Origin of the sequence: Paenibacillus durus ATCC 35681, assembly GCF_000993825.1 — a bacterium.
GTDB lineage: Bacteria > Bacillota > Bacilli > Paenibacillales > Paenibacillaceae > Paenibacillus_AQ > Paenibacillus_AQ durus_B.
Genome location: NZ_CP011114.1, coordinates 4,404,151 through 4,420,786, shown reverse-complemented (window position 1 = coordinate 4,420,786; position 16,636 = coordinate 4,404,151). Strand labels below are relative to the sequence as shown.

The 16,636-nt window shown below is 55.3% G+C and carries 14 protein-coding genes; all 14 read left to right on the top strand.

Annotated features, from left to right (window positions below):
* The first annotated feature begins 226 nt into the window (after positions 1 to 226).
* The 14 genes from VK70_RS20670 to VK70_RS20605 all read left to right on the top strand — a co-directional run bounded on the left by VK70_RS20670 (position 227) and on the right by VK70_RS20605 (position 16,576).
* Positions 227 to 622: a Fur family transcriptional regulator gene (locus VK70_RS20670; protein WP_025697286.1), complete on the top strand. Its 396-nt coding sequence runs from the start codon at positions 227 to 229 to the stop codon at positions 620 to 622.
* Positions 623 to 856: 234 nt separating this feature from the next.
* Positions 857 to 2,932, top strand: coding sequence for a methyl-accepting chemotaxis protein (locus VK70_RS20665; protein WP_025697284.1), 2,076 nt, complete (start codon positions 857 to 859; stop codon positions 2,930 to 2,932).
* A 73-nt stretch (positions 2,933 to 3,005) separates the two neighbouring features.
* A complete protein-coding gene (locus VK70_RS20660) occupies positions 3,006 to 3,818 on the top strand; it encodes a uroporphyrinogen-III synthase (RefSeq protein WP_046723691.1) in 813 nt (270 codons plus the stop codon).
* Between the two features lie 196 nt (positions 3,819 to 4,014).
* Positions 4,015 to 4,653, top strand: coding sequence for a ThuA domain-containing protein (locus tag VK70_RS20655; protein ID WP_025700734.1), 639 nt, complete (start codon positions 4,015 to 4,017; stop codon positions 4,651 to 4,653).
* A 93-nt stretch (positions 4,654 to 4,746) separates the two neighbouring features.
* Complete coding sequence (locus tag VK70_RS20650) at positions 4,747 to 5,115, top strand: phasin family protein (protein WP_025700736.1); 369 nt, start codon at positions 4,747 to 4,749, stop codon at positions 5,113 to 5,115.
* A 1-nt stretch (position 5,116) separates the two neighbouring features.
* A complete protein-coding gene (locus VK70_RS20645) occupies positions 5,117 to 6,787 on the top strand; it encodes an ABC1 kinase family protein (protein ID WP_036643269.1) in 1,671 nt (556 codons plus the stop codon).
* Positions 6,788 to 6,962: 175 nt separating this feature from the next.
* A complete protein-coding gene (locus tag VK70_RS20640) occupies positions 6,963 to 8,531 on the top strand; it encodes a DEAD/DEAH box helicase (protein WP_233277719.1) in 1,569 nt (522 codons plus the stop codon).
* Between the two features lie 40 nt (positions 8,532 to 8,571).
* Entirely contained in the window at positions 8,572 to 9,504 is a 933-nt protein-coding gene (locus tag VK70_RS20635) for a M15 family metallopeptidase (protein ID WP_052756019.1), read from the top strand.
* 78 nt (positions 9,505 to 9,582) lie between these two features.
* Positions 9,583 to 9,930 carry a DUF3243 domain-containing protein gene (locus VK70_RS20630; RefSeq protein ID WP_025693271.1) on the top strand — a complete coding sequence of 116 codons (348 nt, stop codon included), beginning with the start codon at positions 9,583 to 9,585 and terminating at the stop codon, positions 9,928 to 9,930.
* A 164-nt stretch (positions 9,931 to 10,094) separates the two neighbouring features.
* Positions 10,095 to 11,117, top strand: a complete 1,023-nt coding sequence (locus VK70_RS20625) for an LLM class flavin-dependent oxidoreductase (RefSeq protein ID WP_046723683.1) — start codon at positions 10,095 to 10,097, stop codon at positions 11,115 to 11,117.
* A gap of 215 nt (positions 11,118 to 11,332) precedes the next feature.
* Positions 11,333 to 11,743: a YjdF family protein gene (locus tag VK70_RS20620; protein WP_025694988.1), complete on the top strand. Its 411-nt coding sequence runs from the start codon at positions 11,333 to 11,335 to the stop codon at positions 11,741 to 11,743.
* A gap of 364 nt (positions 11,744 to 12,107) precedes the next feature.
* Positions 12,108 to 13,742, top strand: coding sequence for a formate--tetrahydrofolate ligase (locus VK70_RS20615; RefSeq protein WP_025694987.1), 1,635 nt, complete (start codon positions 12,108 to 12,110; stop codon positions 13,740 to 13,742).
* A 364-nt stretch (positions 13,743 to 14,106) separates the two neighbouring features.
* Positions 14,107 to 15,471: an FAD-dependent oxidoreductase gene (locus VK70_RS20610; RefSeq protein ID WP_025694986.1), complete on the top strand. Its 1,365-nt coding sequence runs from the start codon at positions 14,107 to 14,109 to the stop codon at positions 15,469 to 15,471.
* 277 nt (positions 15,472 to 15,748) lie between these two features.
* The gene (locus tag VK70_RS20605) at positions 15,749 to 16,576 is read left to right on the top strand and encodes a formate/nitrite transporter family protein (RefSeq protein WP_025694985.1); all 828 of its coding nucleotides are present in this window, start codon (positions 15,749 to 15,751) and stop codon (positions 16,574 to 16,576) included.
* Positions 16,577 to 16,636: the final 60 nt, after the last annotated feature.

Sequence of the window (16,636 nt, the reverse complement as noted above, 5' to 3'; positions counted from 1 at the left end):
CAGGAGCTCCTTGGATGAAGTGGCCGTTTCCAATTGCGGCTCTCGCTTATTTTATCTGAAAAATGCTGAAGAATGTTGCGGAAAATTGTCGAAAACAATCGAATTTTTAGCAACAATTACGGTCCTCAAGCAACCGGGAAGTCTTTTTCGGGCTTGAGATCGGAATATTGACCGGAATACGCCAACGATTTATACTTGATCTAAAAATAAAGTAAGGATGATCGAAGTGAGACATCTTAATCTGACTTCCCAACGCCAAGCCGTCTACGATATTGTCCGCGAATCGCATGACCATCCGACCGCGGCGGAGGTTATGAACCGTCTGGTAGAGAAGGGGCATAATCTTGCCTATGGCACAGTCTACAATTCGCTCCGCTATCTCGCGGATAAACAATTGATCCGAGAACTGAAGCTGGGAGAGGCCGCCAGCCGTTACGATGCGAGAATGGACGACCACCAGCATATTATCTGCGAGCGGTGCGGAGCGGTGGATGAAGTGATGAGTCATGTGCCGGAGCCCTGGATGGAGGCCGTTGCGAAAGAAACCGGTTATACGATCGCACATGCGCATGTCGTCTTTGGAGGCATCTGTTCTGCCTGCCGAAATAAGGCTATTAACTGAACCGATGAACCAACCGCTAAATGTCCGCCCTAATGCCAGGGCAAAGTTTAAATAGGGCTTTCCGGTCTGTCAGGCCGAGAAGCCCTATTTGTGTCCGTTTATGGATCAACTGGATATTTTTATGAGGGAATCCCGGAGAAACAGTAGAATTATGGCTAATGATTGCCGATATATCATAATATTACTCAACTCTTTGCTGCCTAATTTATCCAGTTGAATGGGGGAACAGACAAAATGCCAAAGAAAGTCAAGGCCGGCTTGACTCTGCGCACAAGATTAATTGCCACTTATCTGATTGTATTGATGGTACCAAGCATCATCATCGGAACGATCACTTTTTGGACAGCCAGAAACGCTGTATCGGATCAGCTTATCATTAATGCGCAGGAAAGCGTCGAGGCTGTCAATGAGATCATTAATTCGAATATTCAGTCCAAAATAAACGACGTAGATTATTTTATCGATGCCATCTCCTCAATCGGGACCAATAGCGAGACGATCGAGGAAGGTTACGCCGAATTGAAAGAAAGAGTGAAGGAATACGCGGCGTTACACCCCGATGTGCTGGAGGTATACGTAACGACAAAAACGGGCCAAGTTATAAAAGCCTCCGATACCACTCCGCCCAGCGGATACGACCCTCGCCTTGAGGACGCTTATGTGAGCGCCGTCAAAAAAGGAAAGGGTGTAGTGATCTCACCGGTTTTTACTAACACAAATAAGGAGACGGTTGTCTCCTTATCCTCTATGCTTAAAGATAGAAGCGGTGTATTTGTTCTTCAATTGAATTTGAAGCAGCTCGCGGGTCTGGTCGATCTTAAGGTCGGCAAGAAAGGTTATATCATGATTATGGACGGCGGCAAAAGGTTCGTGATGCATCCCACGGAGCCTCTTGGCGAGGTATCTTCCCGGGATTTTGTAACAAGAATGTTCAAGAAGGATTCCGGCACGTTCGAATATGCCTTTAATGGAGGGAAGAAAAGCCTCACCTACATGGTTAATAAGCTGACCGGATGGAGAATCGCCGGCACAATCAACACCAGTGAAATTACCGGCGCGTCCGATGGTATCCGTACGACTGCCCTTATTGTCATTTTAGCCTCCCTGCTGCTTGGGCTGGTTCCGATTTTCTTTATTCTACGTTCCTTGCTCTTGCCTCTGAGCAGACTCAGCAAAGCGACGGAAGTGATCAGCAAGGGGGATTTGTCCCAGGATATCGGTTCCTTCGGAAAGGACGAAATCGGTCAACTGGCCTCCAACTTCAAAACGATGGTCGCAAGTCTCAGGGAGATGATACTTGGCGTTCGGGAAATGACCGACAATGTATCGTCCTCGGCGGCCGAACTGACGGCCGGTGCCGAGCAGACGACCCAGGCGATCGAGCATGTGACCATTGCGATTCAGGAAGTAGCTTCCGGCAGCGAGCAGCAGGTTAAGAGTATAAACCAAGGGATGGAAGGCACGATCGCGACTACCGCAGAGGTAAAGAGCATTTCCGCCAATATGGATGAAGTAACGGTGATGATGGATAAAACTACCCGCTCAGCGGCGGAGGGCAACGATTCAGTCATTCAGGTCGTCGACAAAATCAATGCCATCCACGAGACGGTTGAGGAACTGGGAGCAGTCATCGACAAGCTGAATGAACGCAGCGGCCGCATCGTAGGCATCGTTGGCATCATTACGGGTATTGCCCGGCAGACGAACCTGCTGGCGCTTAACGCTTCCATCGAGGCGGCAAGAGCCGGGGAGCAAGGCCGCGGCTTCGCAGTCGTCGCTGCGGAGGTCCGCAAGCTGGCCGAGGAATCGGAGAAATCGGCCAGTCAAATTTCGGAGGTTATTTCTTCCATTCACAGCGAAGTGAAGATAGCTATAGAAACGATGAACAATGCCAAAGAGAAGGTTTCTGAAGGAATTATGGCCGTCGATACGACCGGTCGTTCCTTCTCGCGGATCCGCAGAGCGGTCAAGGGTGCGGCGGAAAAAATCGAAGTGATGGGCAAAGGGGTTCGCACCCTGTCACAGGAAGCGGACGGTATGGAACAGGCGATGGAAGTTCTCCGCATCATTTCCCAAGAAACCTCCGCGAACACGGAGACGATTTCGGCCGCAGCGCAGCAGCAGCTCGCCTCGGTTGAGGAAATCGCTTCGTCATCGTCGGATCTCAGCCGTCTGGCCGACGAATTGCAAAATCTGGTCAGCCGCTTCAAGTTGTATGATTCCGCTGCCGCCGATAAGCTTAACGAAGAACCGGTGGAGCCCGGGAATGATTCGGCGGATGGGGGAAGTCAAGCCGGGATAGCCAGCTAGAGCTTTCTTTTTGAGTCTCCTTGCAAGTATACTGTTAGGCAAGAAGCAAGGAGAGAAAAAGGGAGGCAGCATCATGGCAGATCAATTAACAGGCATCACCGTCGCCCTTGCCGGTCCGCGCAAATCGGAGGAGCTGGCGAAGCTGGTAAGCAACATGGGAGGCACCGCACTGCTGCGGCCCGCTCAGGGCACCGTGTTTCTGGACGGCGAAGAGCTCCGTCAAGGGCTGGAGTCTTGGACGAGTAATCCTCCCGACTGGACGATTCTGACAACCGGCATGGGACTGGATGCGCTGTTCAAGGCGGCGGAAGACATGGGAATCGAGGAGCGTCTGCAAGAAGCTCTGGCAGGCTCGATGATCGCGGCCCGGGGCTACAAGACAGTGAACGCGCTGAAGAAAAGAGGGCTTGTTCCGGATGTCCGCGACGATGATGGAAGTACGACCGGTCTCATCCGCGGCCTTGCGCCCTTCGATCTGCGGGGCAAGGAGGTTATTCTTCAGCTGCACGGCGATCCCGCCCCACGGCTGAACGCCTGGCTCGAAGAAGCCGGCGCAGCGGTTCGGCAGGTGCTGCCGTATCGGCATATGCCTCCGCAGCAGGAGGATCTTGAGCGGTTATTGACTGAGATAACGGAGGAGAAGGTCGATGCCGTTGCGTTCACCAGCGCTCCGCAGATACGCTTTCTGGCTGAATACGCACTAAGCTGCGGCAAGCTGCAGGCGATGCTTCACACTTTTGAGACCGGAGTACTTGCGGTTTCGGTGGGCCGGATTACGTCCGATGCGCTGAAGGAGGCGGGGGTGAAGCGGATCATCATGCCGGAGCAGGAACGGATGGGCAGCATGATCGTGGAGCTTGGCCGCTATTTAGCTGCCCGGAGCTAGTCCGGCAGTCTGCTATGCCAATGCGAATAAAGAGCATTTCCGCACCCAAACCCGGCGGGAATGCTCTTTTTATATCGCCCTGACGGGTCCGGCGGAAGCGGTATGCCGTTTCCTTGAATGGACATTCGGCATCATTTTCCTTAAAATATAGGCAGTATGAATGGATCGACGACGATACTTAAACGGGGAGGCCCCTATGGATAAAAGAAAATGTCTGCTAATCGGCGAATACACGCATCCGAGGTTCCATCCGCTTCAGGGTGTGGATAAGCAAATCAGCCATATATTAAACGATTTGATGACCGTCCAGTGTACGGAAAATAAAAAAATGCTGCTGAGCGAAAATTTGAGCAGCTACGATTTGTGCATCGCATATAACGAGCTGTGGAATGAATCGGTCTCTCCGCAGCAGACGGCCGGACTGCTGAGCTATGTCGCCGGCGGCGGCGGACTCATTGTTCTGCATACAGGTGTGTCCCTTGCGAACCGGAATGAGCTTGCCCAATTGATCGGCGCCAGATTTGCCGGGCATCCGCCATACGGACCGCTTGAATTCCGCACGCGCGAGCATGATATAACGGAAGGGGTCGGGAGCTTTGCGCTGGAAGAAGAGCCGTACCGCTACGAATTCGACCCGTTTACGGAGAAGACGGTGCTGCTCGAGTTCGAGGCGGGCGGACAGTGGTGGCCGGCAGGCTGGTGCCACAGCTATGGCCTTGGACGGGTCGTCTATCTGATGCCGGGACATCATGAGCCGACGTTCCGCCATCCGGCGGTGCATACCCTGCTGCTGCAAGCAGCCACATGGGCGGCCCGCATTCCGCTTCGGAAGTAGAAAATCTTCCTTTTGTGCGCCCCCGCCCGGTAAGGTATAATCTAATCGTTGCCTGAGACCTACAGCAAGACGGAATCCAAGGAGGAAGAGACTATGAGCGATTTGTTAAAAAAAGCGATCTCTTTAGGAGTGGGACTCACCGTTGTCAGCAAGGAAAAGGTGGAGAAAGCCGTTGATGAGCTGGTCAAGCGGGGGGAAGTGGCTCCCTCGGAATCCAAGGCGCTCGTTGAGCGGCTGATTGAGCGGGGCGAAGAAGAACGAAGCGCGTTAAAATCGGCGGTTCAGGAACAGGTGCAGCGCGTGCTTAAAGACTTGAACGTTCCGGCAAAAAGCGACATCTCCGCTTTGGAGGAACGGATAGCCGTTCTGGAGCAGCGTTTGGCTGAACTGGAGGGCCTATCCCGAGAAGGAACGCAGCCGGTGCCGGTGGAAGAAATCGCGCCGGATACGCATACCGATTAAAATGGTCCGGATTAGACATGCCGGACGTTACCGTTCCATCGCCATGGCGCTGATGCGCCATGGCTTCGGCTTTATGGTGGAAGAACTGGGGTTGTACCGCGTGTTGTCGCTTCCGCGCCGGCTGGTAACGCAGGAAGTCCAGCACCCCAGCCGGACGCTGGGAGAGCGAATCCGGCTGGTGCTGGAGGATTTGGGGCCGACCTTTGTCAAGCTGGGCCAGGTTGCCAGCACACGATCGGACCTGCTTCCGGAATCGATCATTAATGAATTGGTCAAGCTCCAGGATGATGTGCCGCCTTTTCCGGCGGAAACGGCCATGAATATCCTGGAACAGGAGCTGGATCAGCCGCTCAGTGAGATCTTCGACTCTTTTGAAGAGACGCCGCTCGCCGCCGCCTCCATCGGGCAGGTCCACCGCGGCGTTCTGCTTGGCGGGCAGCCGGTGGCCATCAAAATTCAGCGGCCCGGCGTGATGCGCATGATGAGCCGCGATCTGGAAATTCTCCGCGATCTGACGGCGCTTGCCGAGAGGCGGCTGGGTTGGGCAAGGCAGTACAGTCTCTCCCGGATGGCGGAGGAATTCTCCAGATCGCTGATGAACGAGCTGGACTACAGCCAGGAGGGCAGGAGCGCCGAGAGAATCGCGCAGCAGCTTGAAGATAATAAATCGGTCTATATTCCGGCGATTTACTGGGATTACTCTTCCTCTCGCGTGCTGACGATGGAGTTTGTCGAGGGGATTACGCTGAATCGGCGCGAAGCGCTGCTGAGCAGGGGGGTCAACCTTAAGGATACCGCAGAGCGTCTGGTGGATATTATGCTGAGGCAGATTTTTATCGACGGCTTCTTTCATGCCGACCCCCATCCCGGGAACGTGATGGTGACGGACAGCGGAAAGCTTGCGCTGATAGATTTCGGCATGGTCGGCAGGCTGAGCGAGGAGACAAGGGACCATTTGTCGAGCCTCATCATCGCCCTGATGCGCAAAAATACGGAAGCTATGGTACGGGCGATTTTGCGCCTTGGCGTCATTCCGGAAGATGCGGATCAATCTGCGCTCTACGAGGACATGGACCGGCTGAGAGAGGAATACTATGACGTCCCGTTCAGCCAGGTCAGCATTGGGAAAGCGCTGAATGATCTGTTCGCGGTGGCCCGGCGCCATCGTCTGGCGATTCCGCCCGATCTGGCGATGCTGGGGAAGACGATGCTGACTCTGGAAGGGGTCGTGGGCAATTTGGACCCTTCCTTCAGCATCATTCAAATGGCGGAGCCTTTTGGCAGGCAGCTTGTGAAGCAGCGCTTCAGCAGCAGCCGCCTGCAGCGCAAGCTGTGGGGCGGAGTTGCGGAGCTTGCCGAAAGCCTTGTAGAGCTGCCTGGACAAGCCCGACAGCTGTCGGCGCTGATCAGCAAGGGCAGGCTGAAGGTGGAGGTCGGCGTGCCCGAACTGCAAAGCCTGCTGCGCAAGCTGGACCGGATTGGCAACCGGCTCTCCTTCAGCATTGTGCTGCTGGCCTTCAGCATTATTATGGTCGGGCTGATTATCGGTTCATCGCTGCGCCGGGAACCGTCCGTGCTGTGGAATTTTCCTACCGTCGAGATCGGCTCGGTGGTTGCGCTGTTGATGTTCATCTGGCTGCTGTACTCGATTTTTAAATCGGGGCGGTTTTAGAGCAAGAGGATTAAGGCGGCGGGAATTACGGTTAAAATAGGAAGAACCAAGGACGGAAGAGCTCCTGCCGGAGTTCTTCCGATTTTAATGTAAATGGTGTTTCAGGGTGCCGGGAGGATGCTTCAGAAGCGAATTCACGCGCTGTAATATATTTGAAAATGACGAGGTGATGAAATTGCCGGGCTTTAAAGAATTGGGAGTTTCAGAGGCGCTGACCGCGCTTCTTAAAGGGAATGGCATTGTACAGGCTACCCCGGTGCAGGCGGAGGCGATTCCGCCGCTCGTGCAGGGGCTGGATGTTATAGCAAGAGCAAAGACGGGCACGGGCAAGACGCTGGCTTTTCTGCTGCCGATATTGGATAAAATCAGGCCGGACCGTCCTGTTCCGCAGGCGCTGATCATGGCGCCGACGCGGGAGCTGGCGCTCCAGATTACGGAGGAAGCGCGGAAGCTTACGCGCCAGAGCGATATCAAGATTCTGGCGGTGTACGGTGGACAGGATGTGGAGAAGCAGCTGCGCAAGCTGGAAGGCGGCAGGCATCTCATTATCGGCACGCCGGGCAGGCTGCTGGACCATATGCGCCGGGGGACACTGGCTTTGGGCGGAGTAAATATGCTGGTGCTCGATGAAGCGGATCAGATGCTGCATATGGGCTTTTTGGACGAGGTAGAGAGCGTGATTACGGCAATCCCTTCGCGGCGGCAGACGATGCTGTTCTCGGCGACCATGCCGGAGCCGATCAAGCAGCTTGCGGCCAGCTATATGAAACAGCCGCTCGACATTGTGATCAAGAGCGGTTCTCCGATTCCGCTGGACAATATCCGCCAGCAGGTCATCGAATGTACCGACCGAACCAAGGAAGAGGCGCTTAAGGCGCTGATCGAACGGGACCGGCCGTATTTGGCCATTATCTTCTGCCGGACGAAGCGCCGGGTGTCGAAGCTGAGCGACGCTCTGCGGGAAGCAGGTTATGACTGCGACGAGCTGCACGGCGACCTGTCGCAGAATAAGCGGGAGGCGGTCATGAAGACGTTCCGGGAGGCGAAGCTTCAGCTTCTCGTCGCAACGGACGTCGCTGCCCGCGGCCTTGATGTGGAAGGCGTAACCCATGTCTTCAACTACGACATGCCGCTGGACGTGGACAGCTACATCCACCGCATCGGCCGGACCGGCCGGGCTGGGGGCAAGGGGCTCGCGATCACCTTCGCCTCGCCGCGCGACCGCGCCGGGCTTGAGATGATCGAGCGCGGCATTTCGCAGCGGCTGGAGCGCCGCCGCTTTGAGAAGGGCGAATTCGGCGAGGCCAAATTCGCCACGGGCACGGGCGGCGGCGCCCGTGCGGGCGAGGCCCGCGAGGCCGGGCGGACCGGGCGCGGGCCGTTCGCTGGCGGCTCGCGGACGAGCGGCCGCGGCAAGGACGCGGGCGGCCGGAGCCGGGACGCCGAGCGGGACGCCGGAGCCGCCAGGATGGCGCGGCGCCGGACAAACGCGCCGCGCACGGCGGGCGCGGGCCGTCGCAGGGTAAGCCGTCCTCTGGCGGCGGACAGGCCCGGAGCGGCGGCAGGCACGGCGGCGCCGGCACAGCCGCCTCCGGTCCTAGCGGCCGGGGCAGCGGACGCAGCGGCGAAGCGGGCCGCAAAGGCGGCAGACGCGGCCGTTAAGCGGGGCCAGGATAACGACAACCTGGCAGGAATTGCACTGGGGGCGGCTGCAACATTTGCCGCCCTAGGCCTGTCTATATAGTTATACTTCAGCTTTACCGGTTATGAAGGAGGAAAGCATCATGCGCAAAAACTTATGGATTCCCCTCCTGTTCCTGGCCGTTATCGCCGTCGGCTGGGGAATAGGGAAATATACATCACCGGCAAGATCTATTGGCGGAGGGGCCGCATCCGTGAATCAGCCTGGCCTGAATGGCGCGGCGGCGCAGCCCCCGGGCGAATCGCCGTCCCCGTCGGCCTCCCCGGCGGACACGCAGGGCAGCGGAGGGACGCAGCCTGCTAGCGAATCGCCGTCCCCGTCAGCCTCCCCGGCGGCGCAGGGCGGTGGAGGGACGCAGCCTGCTGGCGAATCGCCCGCCCCGTCAGCCTCCCCGGCGACGCAGGGCGGCGGCGAGGCCCAGCTTGCAGCGACGGAGCCGGACAGCATCGGCGTCATGGTGAACAAGCAGTACGGGCTGCCCGATAATTACAAGCCGGCCGATCTGGTATATCCCAACGTTCCGTTTATATTTAAGGAAAAGATCGAAAAGCGGATGATGCGCAAGGAAGCGGCTCATGCGCTTGAGGAGATGTTCGCGGGCGCGAAGCGGGACGGCGTGTATTTGGCGGGGGTCTCCGCCTATCGCTCCGAGAAGACGCAGCAGGGCCTGTTCAACGCCTATGCGGAGCGGGACGGAGAGGATAAAGCGCGTACCTACAGCGCCGTTCCCGGATACAGCGAGCATCAGACGGGCCTGGCGATCGACCTTTCCGGCAAGGACGGCACATGCGCGGCGGAGAGCTGTTTTGCCGGAACGAAGGAAGCGGACTGGCTGGCGCGGCATGCGCCGGAGTATGGTTATATCATCCGTTATCCGGAAGGCAAGGAAGCCTCCACGGGCTATATGTACGAGCCTTGGCATGTTCGGTATGTGGGTAAGGAAGCCGCCCGTTCCATCGCGGAACGAGGCATTACGCTGGAGGAATATTATAACGTTGTGCCGGTATCCAAATAAGGTTTGACCTTGATTCACCTTTACCCGGTCCGGTTAAATAGTGTAAAACCGCTATTAGCGCTAAAGGAGGCTGGCGACATGTCCGAGCATAACCATGTTGTGAGCAAAGACGGTGGCGTGGCAATCGGACTGGTGAAGGAGACACTCAATCGGATCGAACCCGGGCAAAGGGAAGAAATCTTGAGTAATTTCGACGCATTCCGCACTTACTTAAGCAAGCGGATTCAATTGGCTAGAAAAATCGGCTTCGGCGAGGCGCAGTTAGCTCAGGCGGCGGAGAAGGTGGCGGATTACCTGGCGGCTCATGAGGAACCGCGCAACAGTGAGGAGATGCTGCTTCTGGAGCTGTGGAGGGTCGGAAGCAAAGAGGAGCGCAGCAAGCTTGCCTCCATGCTGGTTAAGCTGGCGTTGTCCGAACGGGTCTAAGGAAAAGGAGAATCAAGCGTTCAACCCTCTCCGGCTTGCCGGGAGGGTTTTTTGAGGTTATGGACCGGAAGCTATAATACATAAACAAGCGAATTTGAAGAAAAAGATGACAGCAGCCTTTTGCAAGGAGTCCGTCGTCTTTTTCATGGAAAGGGAGTCTGCCTATGATTAAGCTCAGTATGCTTGACCAGTCGCCGGTATCGGAGGGCAGCACGCCGGCCGAGGCGCTTGCGCAGACCGCCATTTTGGCTCAGGAGGCCGAAAAGCTCGGCTATTCCCGCTTCTGGGTGGCCGAGCATCATTTTGCGCCCGGTCTTGCCGGGTCAAGTCCGGAGGTGCTTATTGCGCATTTGGCAGCCGTTACCTCCTCTATCCGGATCGGCTCGGGCGGTATCCTGCTGCCGCACTACAGCGCGTATAAGGTCGCGGAGAATTTTCGCGTGCTGGAGGCTCTATATCCCGGGCGGATTGATCTGGGGATCGGCCGGGCCGCCGGCGGAGGCGCTCTTGCCGTCCGGGCCTTGCAGGAATATGGAAAGGCGGACCCGGACAATTTTTCCGAGCAAGTCAAGGATCTGATAGCCTATCTGCATAACGGGGCGGATCTGCATCACCGCTTCGCGGGGCTGCAAGCGATGCCAACCGGCAGTTCGGCGCCGGAAATTTGGCTGCTCGGTTCAAGCAAGGACAGCGCATTATTGGCCGCAGGGCTTGGAACGGGATTCGCTTTTGCCCGCTTTATTAACGCTCATGATGGGGAAGAGGCGATGGCAGCCTACCGCAGCCGTTTTTGCCCATCGCCGTTGTCGCTTAAGCCCAAAGGAATGGTCGCCGTGTTCGTGGCCTGCGCGGAGACAGCGGAAGAGGCCGACCGGCTGGCCTCCAGTATGGACCTCTCGGCGGTTCTGCTGGACAAGACGCATGTGTCTGCGCCGACCCCCTCCATCGAGTACGCGCTGTCTTATCCGTACACGCCTTACGAAAAGCATATCGTTCAGGAGAGCCGCAGGTCCATGCTGGTCGGCTCGCCGGAAGAGATCAGAAATCAGCTGCATGACCTCTGCGACCGGTTCGGGTGCGAGGAAGTGATGATCGGAAGTGTCATGCACCGCTTTTCGGACAAGCTGAAATCGTATCAGCTCATTGCGGAAGCCTGCGGGTTAACCCCGCGTATGTCTTCGTTCTGACATTTGTCAATAACCGCGTTTGAAATTCGCCGGGGATAAGGTAAGATGAAAGGGAAACGTAAAAACACAGCTCCGGTCGGTAGTCCGGACGCATGGAGGCGGCGCGGCGGGAGGTATGCATATCCGCTGCCCCCCACCGCCAATACCTCCGTGTCAGTAACCTTCCCCCTCGGGATGTCCCTCGTTTCGTATTTTTGAAAAGAGGGGGAATACCGATGAAATTGACGGTATTTTTCGAGGATCCTTTTTGGGTCGGAATTGTTGAAATTGAAGAGAACGGAGTCGTCAAGGCCGGGCGGTACGTCTTTGGCGCGGAGCCAACGCCGCAGGAAATTTGGGAATTCGTTCTTTACCGGCTTCAAGAGGTAACGGATGGTCTATCCTGCGGAGTGGCCGTCCCCAAGCCGGCCCTGCGCGTCAGCAATCCGAAGCGGCGTGCGAGGGAAGCGGCCAGGGAGTCCCGAGGCCGGGGCAGCGGCACATTAAGCCAGGAAGCCGTCAGGCTGGAACTTACGAAGCGCAAGCTGGATTCATCCCGGATGAATAAAGCCCGCAAGGAAGAGCTTGTCGAAAGCAAACGCGAGATCGCCCGCAAGAAAGCGAAGGACAAGCATCGCGGTCGGTAATTGTGAACTCGCATCGAAGCCTTCCGGAACTCGGTTTTTCCCTTTCCGGAAGGCTTTTTTCAAAATATAAGAAAGTATAAGCTTCGCGCTTATCATTTGCCTTATATTTCTACGAGAAACGATACCTAAAAGCGATACTCGTATCGCTACTTCGGAAGCTTAAGCTGCTAACAGGACGGCGCAGCCGTTTCTTCTTGTCGTATGGAGTTAATTAGATAACGGGATAAAGCCTGAAAATAAGGCTTGACGCTTCTCGAGGACCTTGTATCCTGTAATAAGAAGCTTAATGTACGGCATGCTGATGAAATACGATGGCTGGCGGACAGGTTTAGGAAATTATGTTTCAGGGGGTTAGTATACGGGCATGAAGTTAATTACGGAAGTTGCGGCAGAGACGGGAATTCATGAAGATCATCTGGAATTGTACGGCAAATATAAGGCCAAGCTGGCTCCATCCCTGTGGGATGAGATCAAGGGCCGTCCGGACGGCAAGCTGGTGCTGGTCACCGCAATGAATCCAACCCCTGCGGGGGAAGGCAAGACGCTGACGACCATTGGCCTGGCGCAGGCCATGAACAAAGCAGGCGTCAAGACAGTGGCTGCGCTGCGGGAACCGTCGCTTGGTCCTTGTCTTGGCATGAAGGGCGGGGCGACAGGCAGCGGAAAAGCGCAGATTATTCCGGCGGATGAGATCAACCTGCATTTTACGGGTGATATCCATGCGGTGACATCCGCCCATAATTTGCTGTCGGCCATGATTGACAATCATATCTTCCAGGGCAATGAGCTCGGGCTGGACCCGCAGAAGATCGTATGGAAACGGGTTATGGATATGAACGACCGCAGTCTGCGCAGCATCGTGACAGGGCTTGGCGACGGCAACGGGACGGTCCGGGAGAGCGGATTTCTGATCACCACCGCCTCCGAAATCATGGCCGTGCTATGCCTATGCGATAATCTGGCCGATTTGCGGGAACGCCTTGGCCGGATGCTGATCGGCTATGACCGCGAAGGGCAGCCGGTGACGGCGGGCAGTCTGAAAGCGGTGGACGCCATGACCGCCCTGCTGAAAGAGGCGATTAAACCGAATCTGGTGCAGACGCTGGAGGGTACGCCGGTCATCGTGCATGGCGGACCGTTTGCCAATATCGCGCATGGCTGCAGCAGTGTGATCGGCACCCGTTACGCGCTGAAGCTGGGCGAAGTTGTCGTGACGGAAGCAGGCTTCGGCGCCGATCTTGGAGCGGAGAAATTCATGGACATCAAATGCCGCCAGGCAGGCCTTAAGCCTTCTGCGGCCGTATTGGTCGTTACGGTGAAATCGCTGAAGTATAACGGCGGTGTCCCTAAAAGTGAGCTGTATGCCGGGAACCGGGCGGCGCTGATTGCCGGACTTGCCAATATACAGCGGCATATTAAGAATCTGCGGAAATTCGGCGTTCCGGTGCTGGTGGCTCTCAATCATTTTGAAGGCGACAGCCAAGCGGAAATTCAGGAAGTGCTGGCGGCCTGCCGCCGTCTAAATGTGCCTGTCGCCATTTCCAAGGCATGGGCCGAGGGCGGCGCCGGGGGGCTGGAATTGGCCACCGCGCTCAAGAAGCTGTTGTCCGGCTCGGATACATCCGCCTATGCGCCGCTGTACAAGGACGATCTGGATATCCCATCTAAGATTGGAAAAATTGTCAAAGAAATATACCACGGCGCCGATGTCGCCTTCAGTCCGGCGGCCAAACGCAGTCTGGCGCTGATCGAAAGGCTGGGCTTAAGCCATTTGCAGGTGTGCATGGCCAAGACGCCGTATTCCTTCTCCGACCAGCCGCGCCTGCTTGGAGCGCCCGAGGGCTTCACGGTTCAGGTTCGCGACATAACGCTCTCGCTGGGGGCGGGATTTGCCGTTGTGATTACCGGCAGCATTGTGACGATGCCGGGACTGCCGGCCAAGCCTGCTGCCGAGGGTATACAGATTGACAGAGAAGGTACACTGATCGGCCTTTTATAATGTGAATTTTTTGACATTTTGTATAAAATTTAAACCTCCGGGTTCGCCAGCGAATCCGGGGGTTTTTTTACAGAAAAATTGAAATTCCTCCCTTACCGCCGGCAAATCGCTTGATGATACGGTGTACCGAGAGACTGGCTGCTTAACCTGTCACTGACATAATGTGCGGGCAAGCGGGCAAACTAAAACAAACTTTTTTGGAACTGCCTAATATTGTTTAAATGTGAACGATTTGTTAAAAAAGCGAAAAAGGGTTGAAACGTGATAATTATCACAATATAATGATGACATTAAGTGAAATAAGTCACACTCACTTAATATCCCATAAAAAAGAGAATTTTCAAAATTGGAGGAGGAAGAAATCATGAAAGTAGCTGTTATCGGTTGTACCCACGCAGGAACCGCCGCGATTGTCAACACTGCCCAGCTGTATCCGGAGGCCGAGATTACCGTGTATGAGCGAAACGACAACATTTCGTTCTTGTCCTGCGGCATCGCTCTTTATGTCGGAGGCGTGGTGAAGGACCCGCAGGGGCTGTTCTATTCCTCCCCGGAGAAGCTGGCCGAGCTTGGAGTCAAGACCAAAATGCGCCATGAGGTAGTCTCCGTTGATACGAAGAACAAAACGCTGCGCGCCCGCGACCTAAGCACAGGCAAGGAATTCGACGACACCTACGACAAGCTGATTGTAACGACAGGGTCTTGGCCGATTATGCCGAAGCTTGAGGGAATTGAACTTGATAACATTGTGCTTTCGAAAAACTTCCAACATTCCAACACGATTATCGAAAAAGCGCAGCACGCTAAGCATATCGCAGTTGTTGGAGCAGGCTACATCGGCGTCGAACTGGTCGAGGCATTCCAGCTTAACGGTAAAAAGGTTACATTGATCGACGCCGAGACGCGCATTCTGAGCAAATATCTTGACCCCGAGTTTACGAATCCGATTGAACAGTCTCTAAAGGATCACGGCATTGAACTGGCGCTGGGCGAAAAGGTCAGCTCCTTCAAAGGCGAGAACGGTAAAGTCACGACCATCGTTACCGACAAAGGCGAATACAAAGCCGATCTGGTCATCCTCTGCATCGGTTTCCGTCCGAATACGGAACTGCTGAAGGGGCAGGTCGATATGCTCGGCAACGGAGCGATTATCGTGAACGAGTATATGCGTACCAGCGCGCCGGATGTGTTTGCAGCAGGAGACAGCTGCGCGATTCACTACAATCCAACTGGTAAAAAAGCCTATATCCCGCTGGCGACTAACGCCGTACGGATGGGTACGCTGGTTGCCCGCAATCTGGTGAACAACACAATTCCATATATGGGTACCCAGGGTACTTCGGGCATCAAAATTTACGAGGACAACATTGCCGGAACCGGCTTAACCGAAACCGCCGCAAAGAACGAGGGAATCGACGCCGAAGCAGTGATGATTACGGACAACTACCGTCCGGAATTCATGCCTACCTTCGAGGCGGTTCAGCTCAAGGTAGTCTTTGAGCGCTGCACACGCCGTATTCTGGGAGCGCAGATCATGTCCAAGGCGGATCTGACACAATCGATCAATACGATTTCGGTCTGCATTCAGAACGGCATGACGGTCGACCAGCTTGCCTTCATCGATTTCTTCTTCCAGCCGCATTACAACAAGCCATGGAACTTCTTGAACACCGTCGGCCTTCAGGCGCTGCCGAAGACTATAGAGAGCAGACAGCCGGTCAGAGTATAACGGGTAAATTTCCTTATTTAAATACATGCTACTGAAAATATCGCTTGAAAACCGGAGCCCGGCGGCCCCGGTTTTTTGCTTATCCGCAGGAATAAACGCGTATCTGCATGCATGATTTTTCCAATTGCCGGAAGCGATTTAAATTTTGACACGGAAGTGAAAATTTTCACTTGTTAGTTTTCTCAAGTGATAATTATCACGTAAATGTGAGGGGCGAAGCGCTACAATGAGACCTAAAGCAAAAATTTAAAGTAAATTTTAGAAGGGGACAGGAAACATGGCTTATAACAAACCGCAGCAAATAGCCGAAGTGACGGTGGAAAACGGAATCAAGAAGGCTCACAACCCTCTGCTCACCGTGCTTATCCTTGGCTTTTTGGGAGGAGCATTCATCGCTCTAGGGTATTTGCTTGATATTCGCGTCATTGCCAGCGCGCCGAAGGAATGGGGATCTATCGCCAGCTTTATCGGGGCGGCGGTGTTCCCGGTCGGACTCATTCTCGTGCTTCTGGCAGGGGGCGAACTGCTGACCGGCAATATGATGGCTGTGCCGCTCGCATTGTTTTCCAAGAAGATTACGTTCGGAGAGACGATTAAGAATCTGATTCTGATTACGCTGAGCAATTTTGTGGGAGCACTGTTTGTGGCTTATTTCTTCGGCCATGTCGTTGGTCTGACCGCCGACGGCGTCTACCTTGACAAGCTGGTTGAACTGGCGGAACACAAACTGGACGCTACGTTCCTTCAGGCTTTCATCTCGGGTATCGGTTGTAACTGGCTCGTCGCGCTGGCGGTCTGGCTGTCCTACGGCGCCGACAATTTCAGCGGCAAAATTTTCGGTATCTGGTTCCCGACCATGGCTTTCGTCGCCATTGGATTCCAGCACGTTGTCGCCAACATGTTCCTGATTCCGGCGGCCATTTTCGAAGGCCATTTTTCTTGGGGACAGTACCTTGGCAATTTCGTGCCGGTTTGGCTGGGCAACCTGGCAGGCGGAGCCCTCTTTGTAGCTGGCGCCTACTGGAACGCCTACCTGCGCAAATCCCCTGCAGCGGTTCAACCGCTGGACAGCGTAGCGTCTGCAGGTGTGAAGAAACACGCATAATTCCTGAGATTTTACGGCAATAGTCGACTTTAAATTATAAGAATATCCGGCTAAATAAGG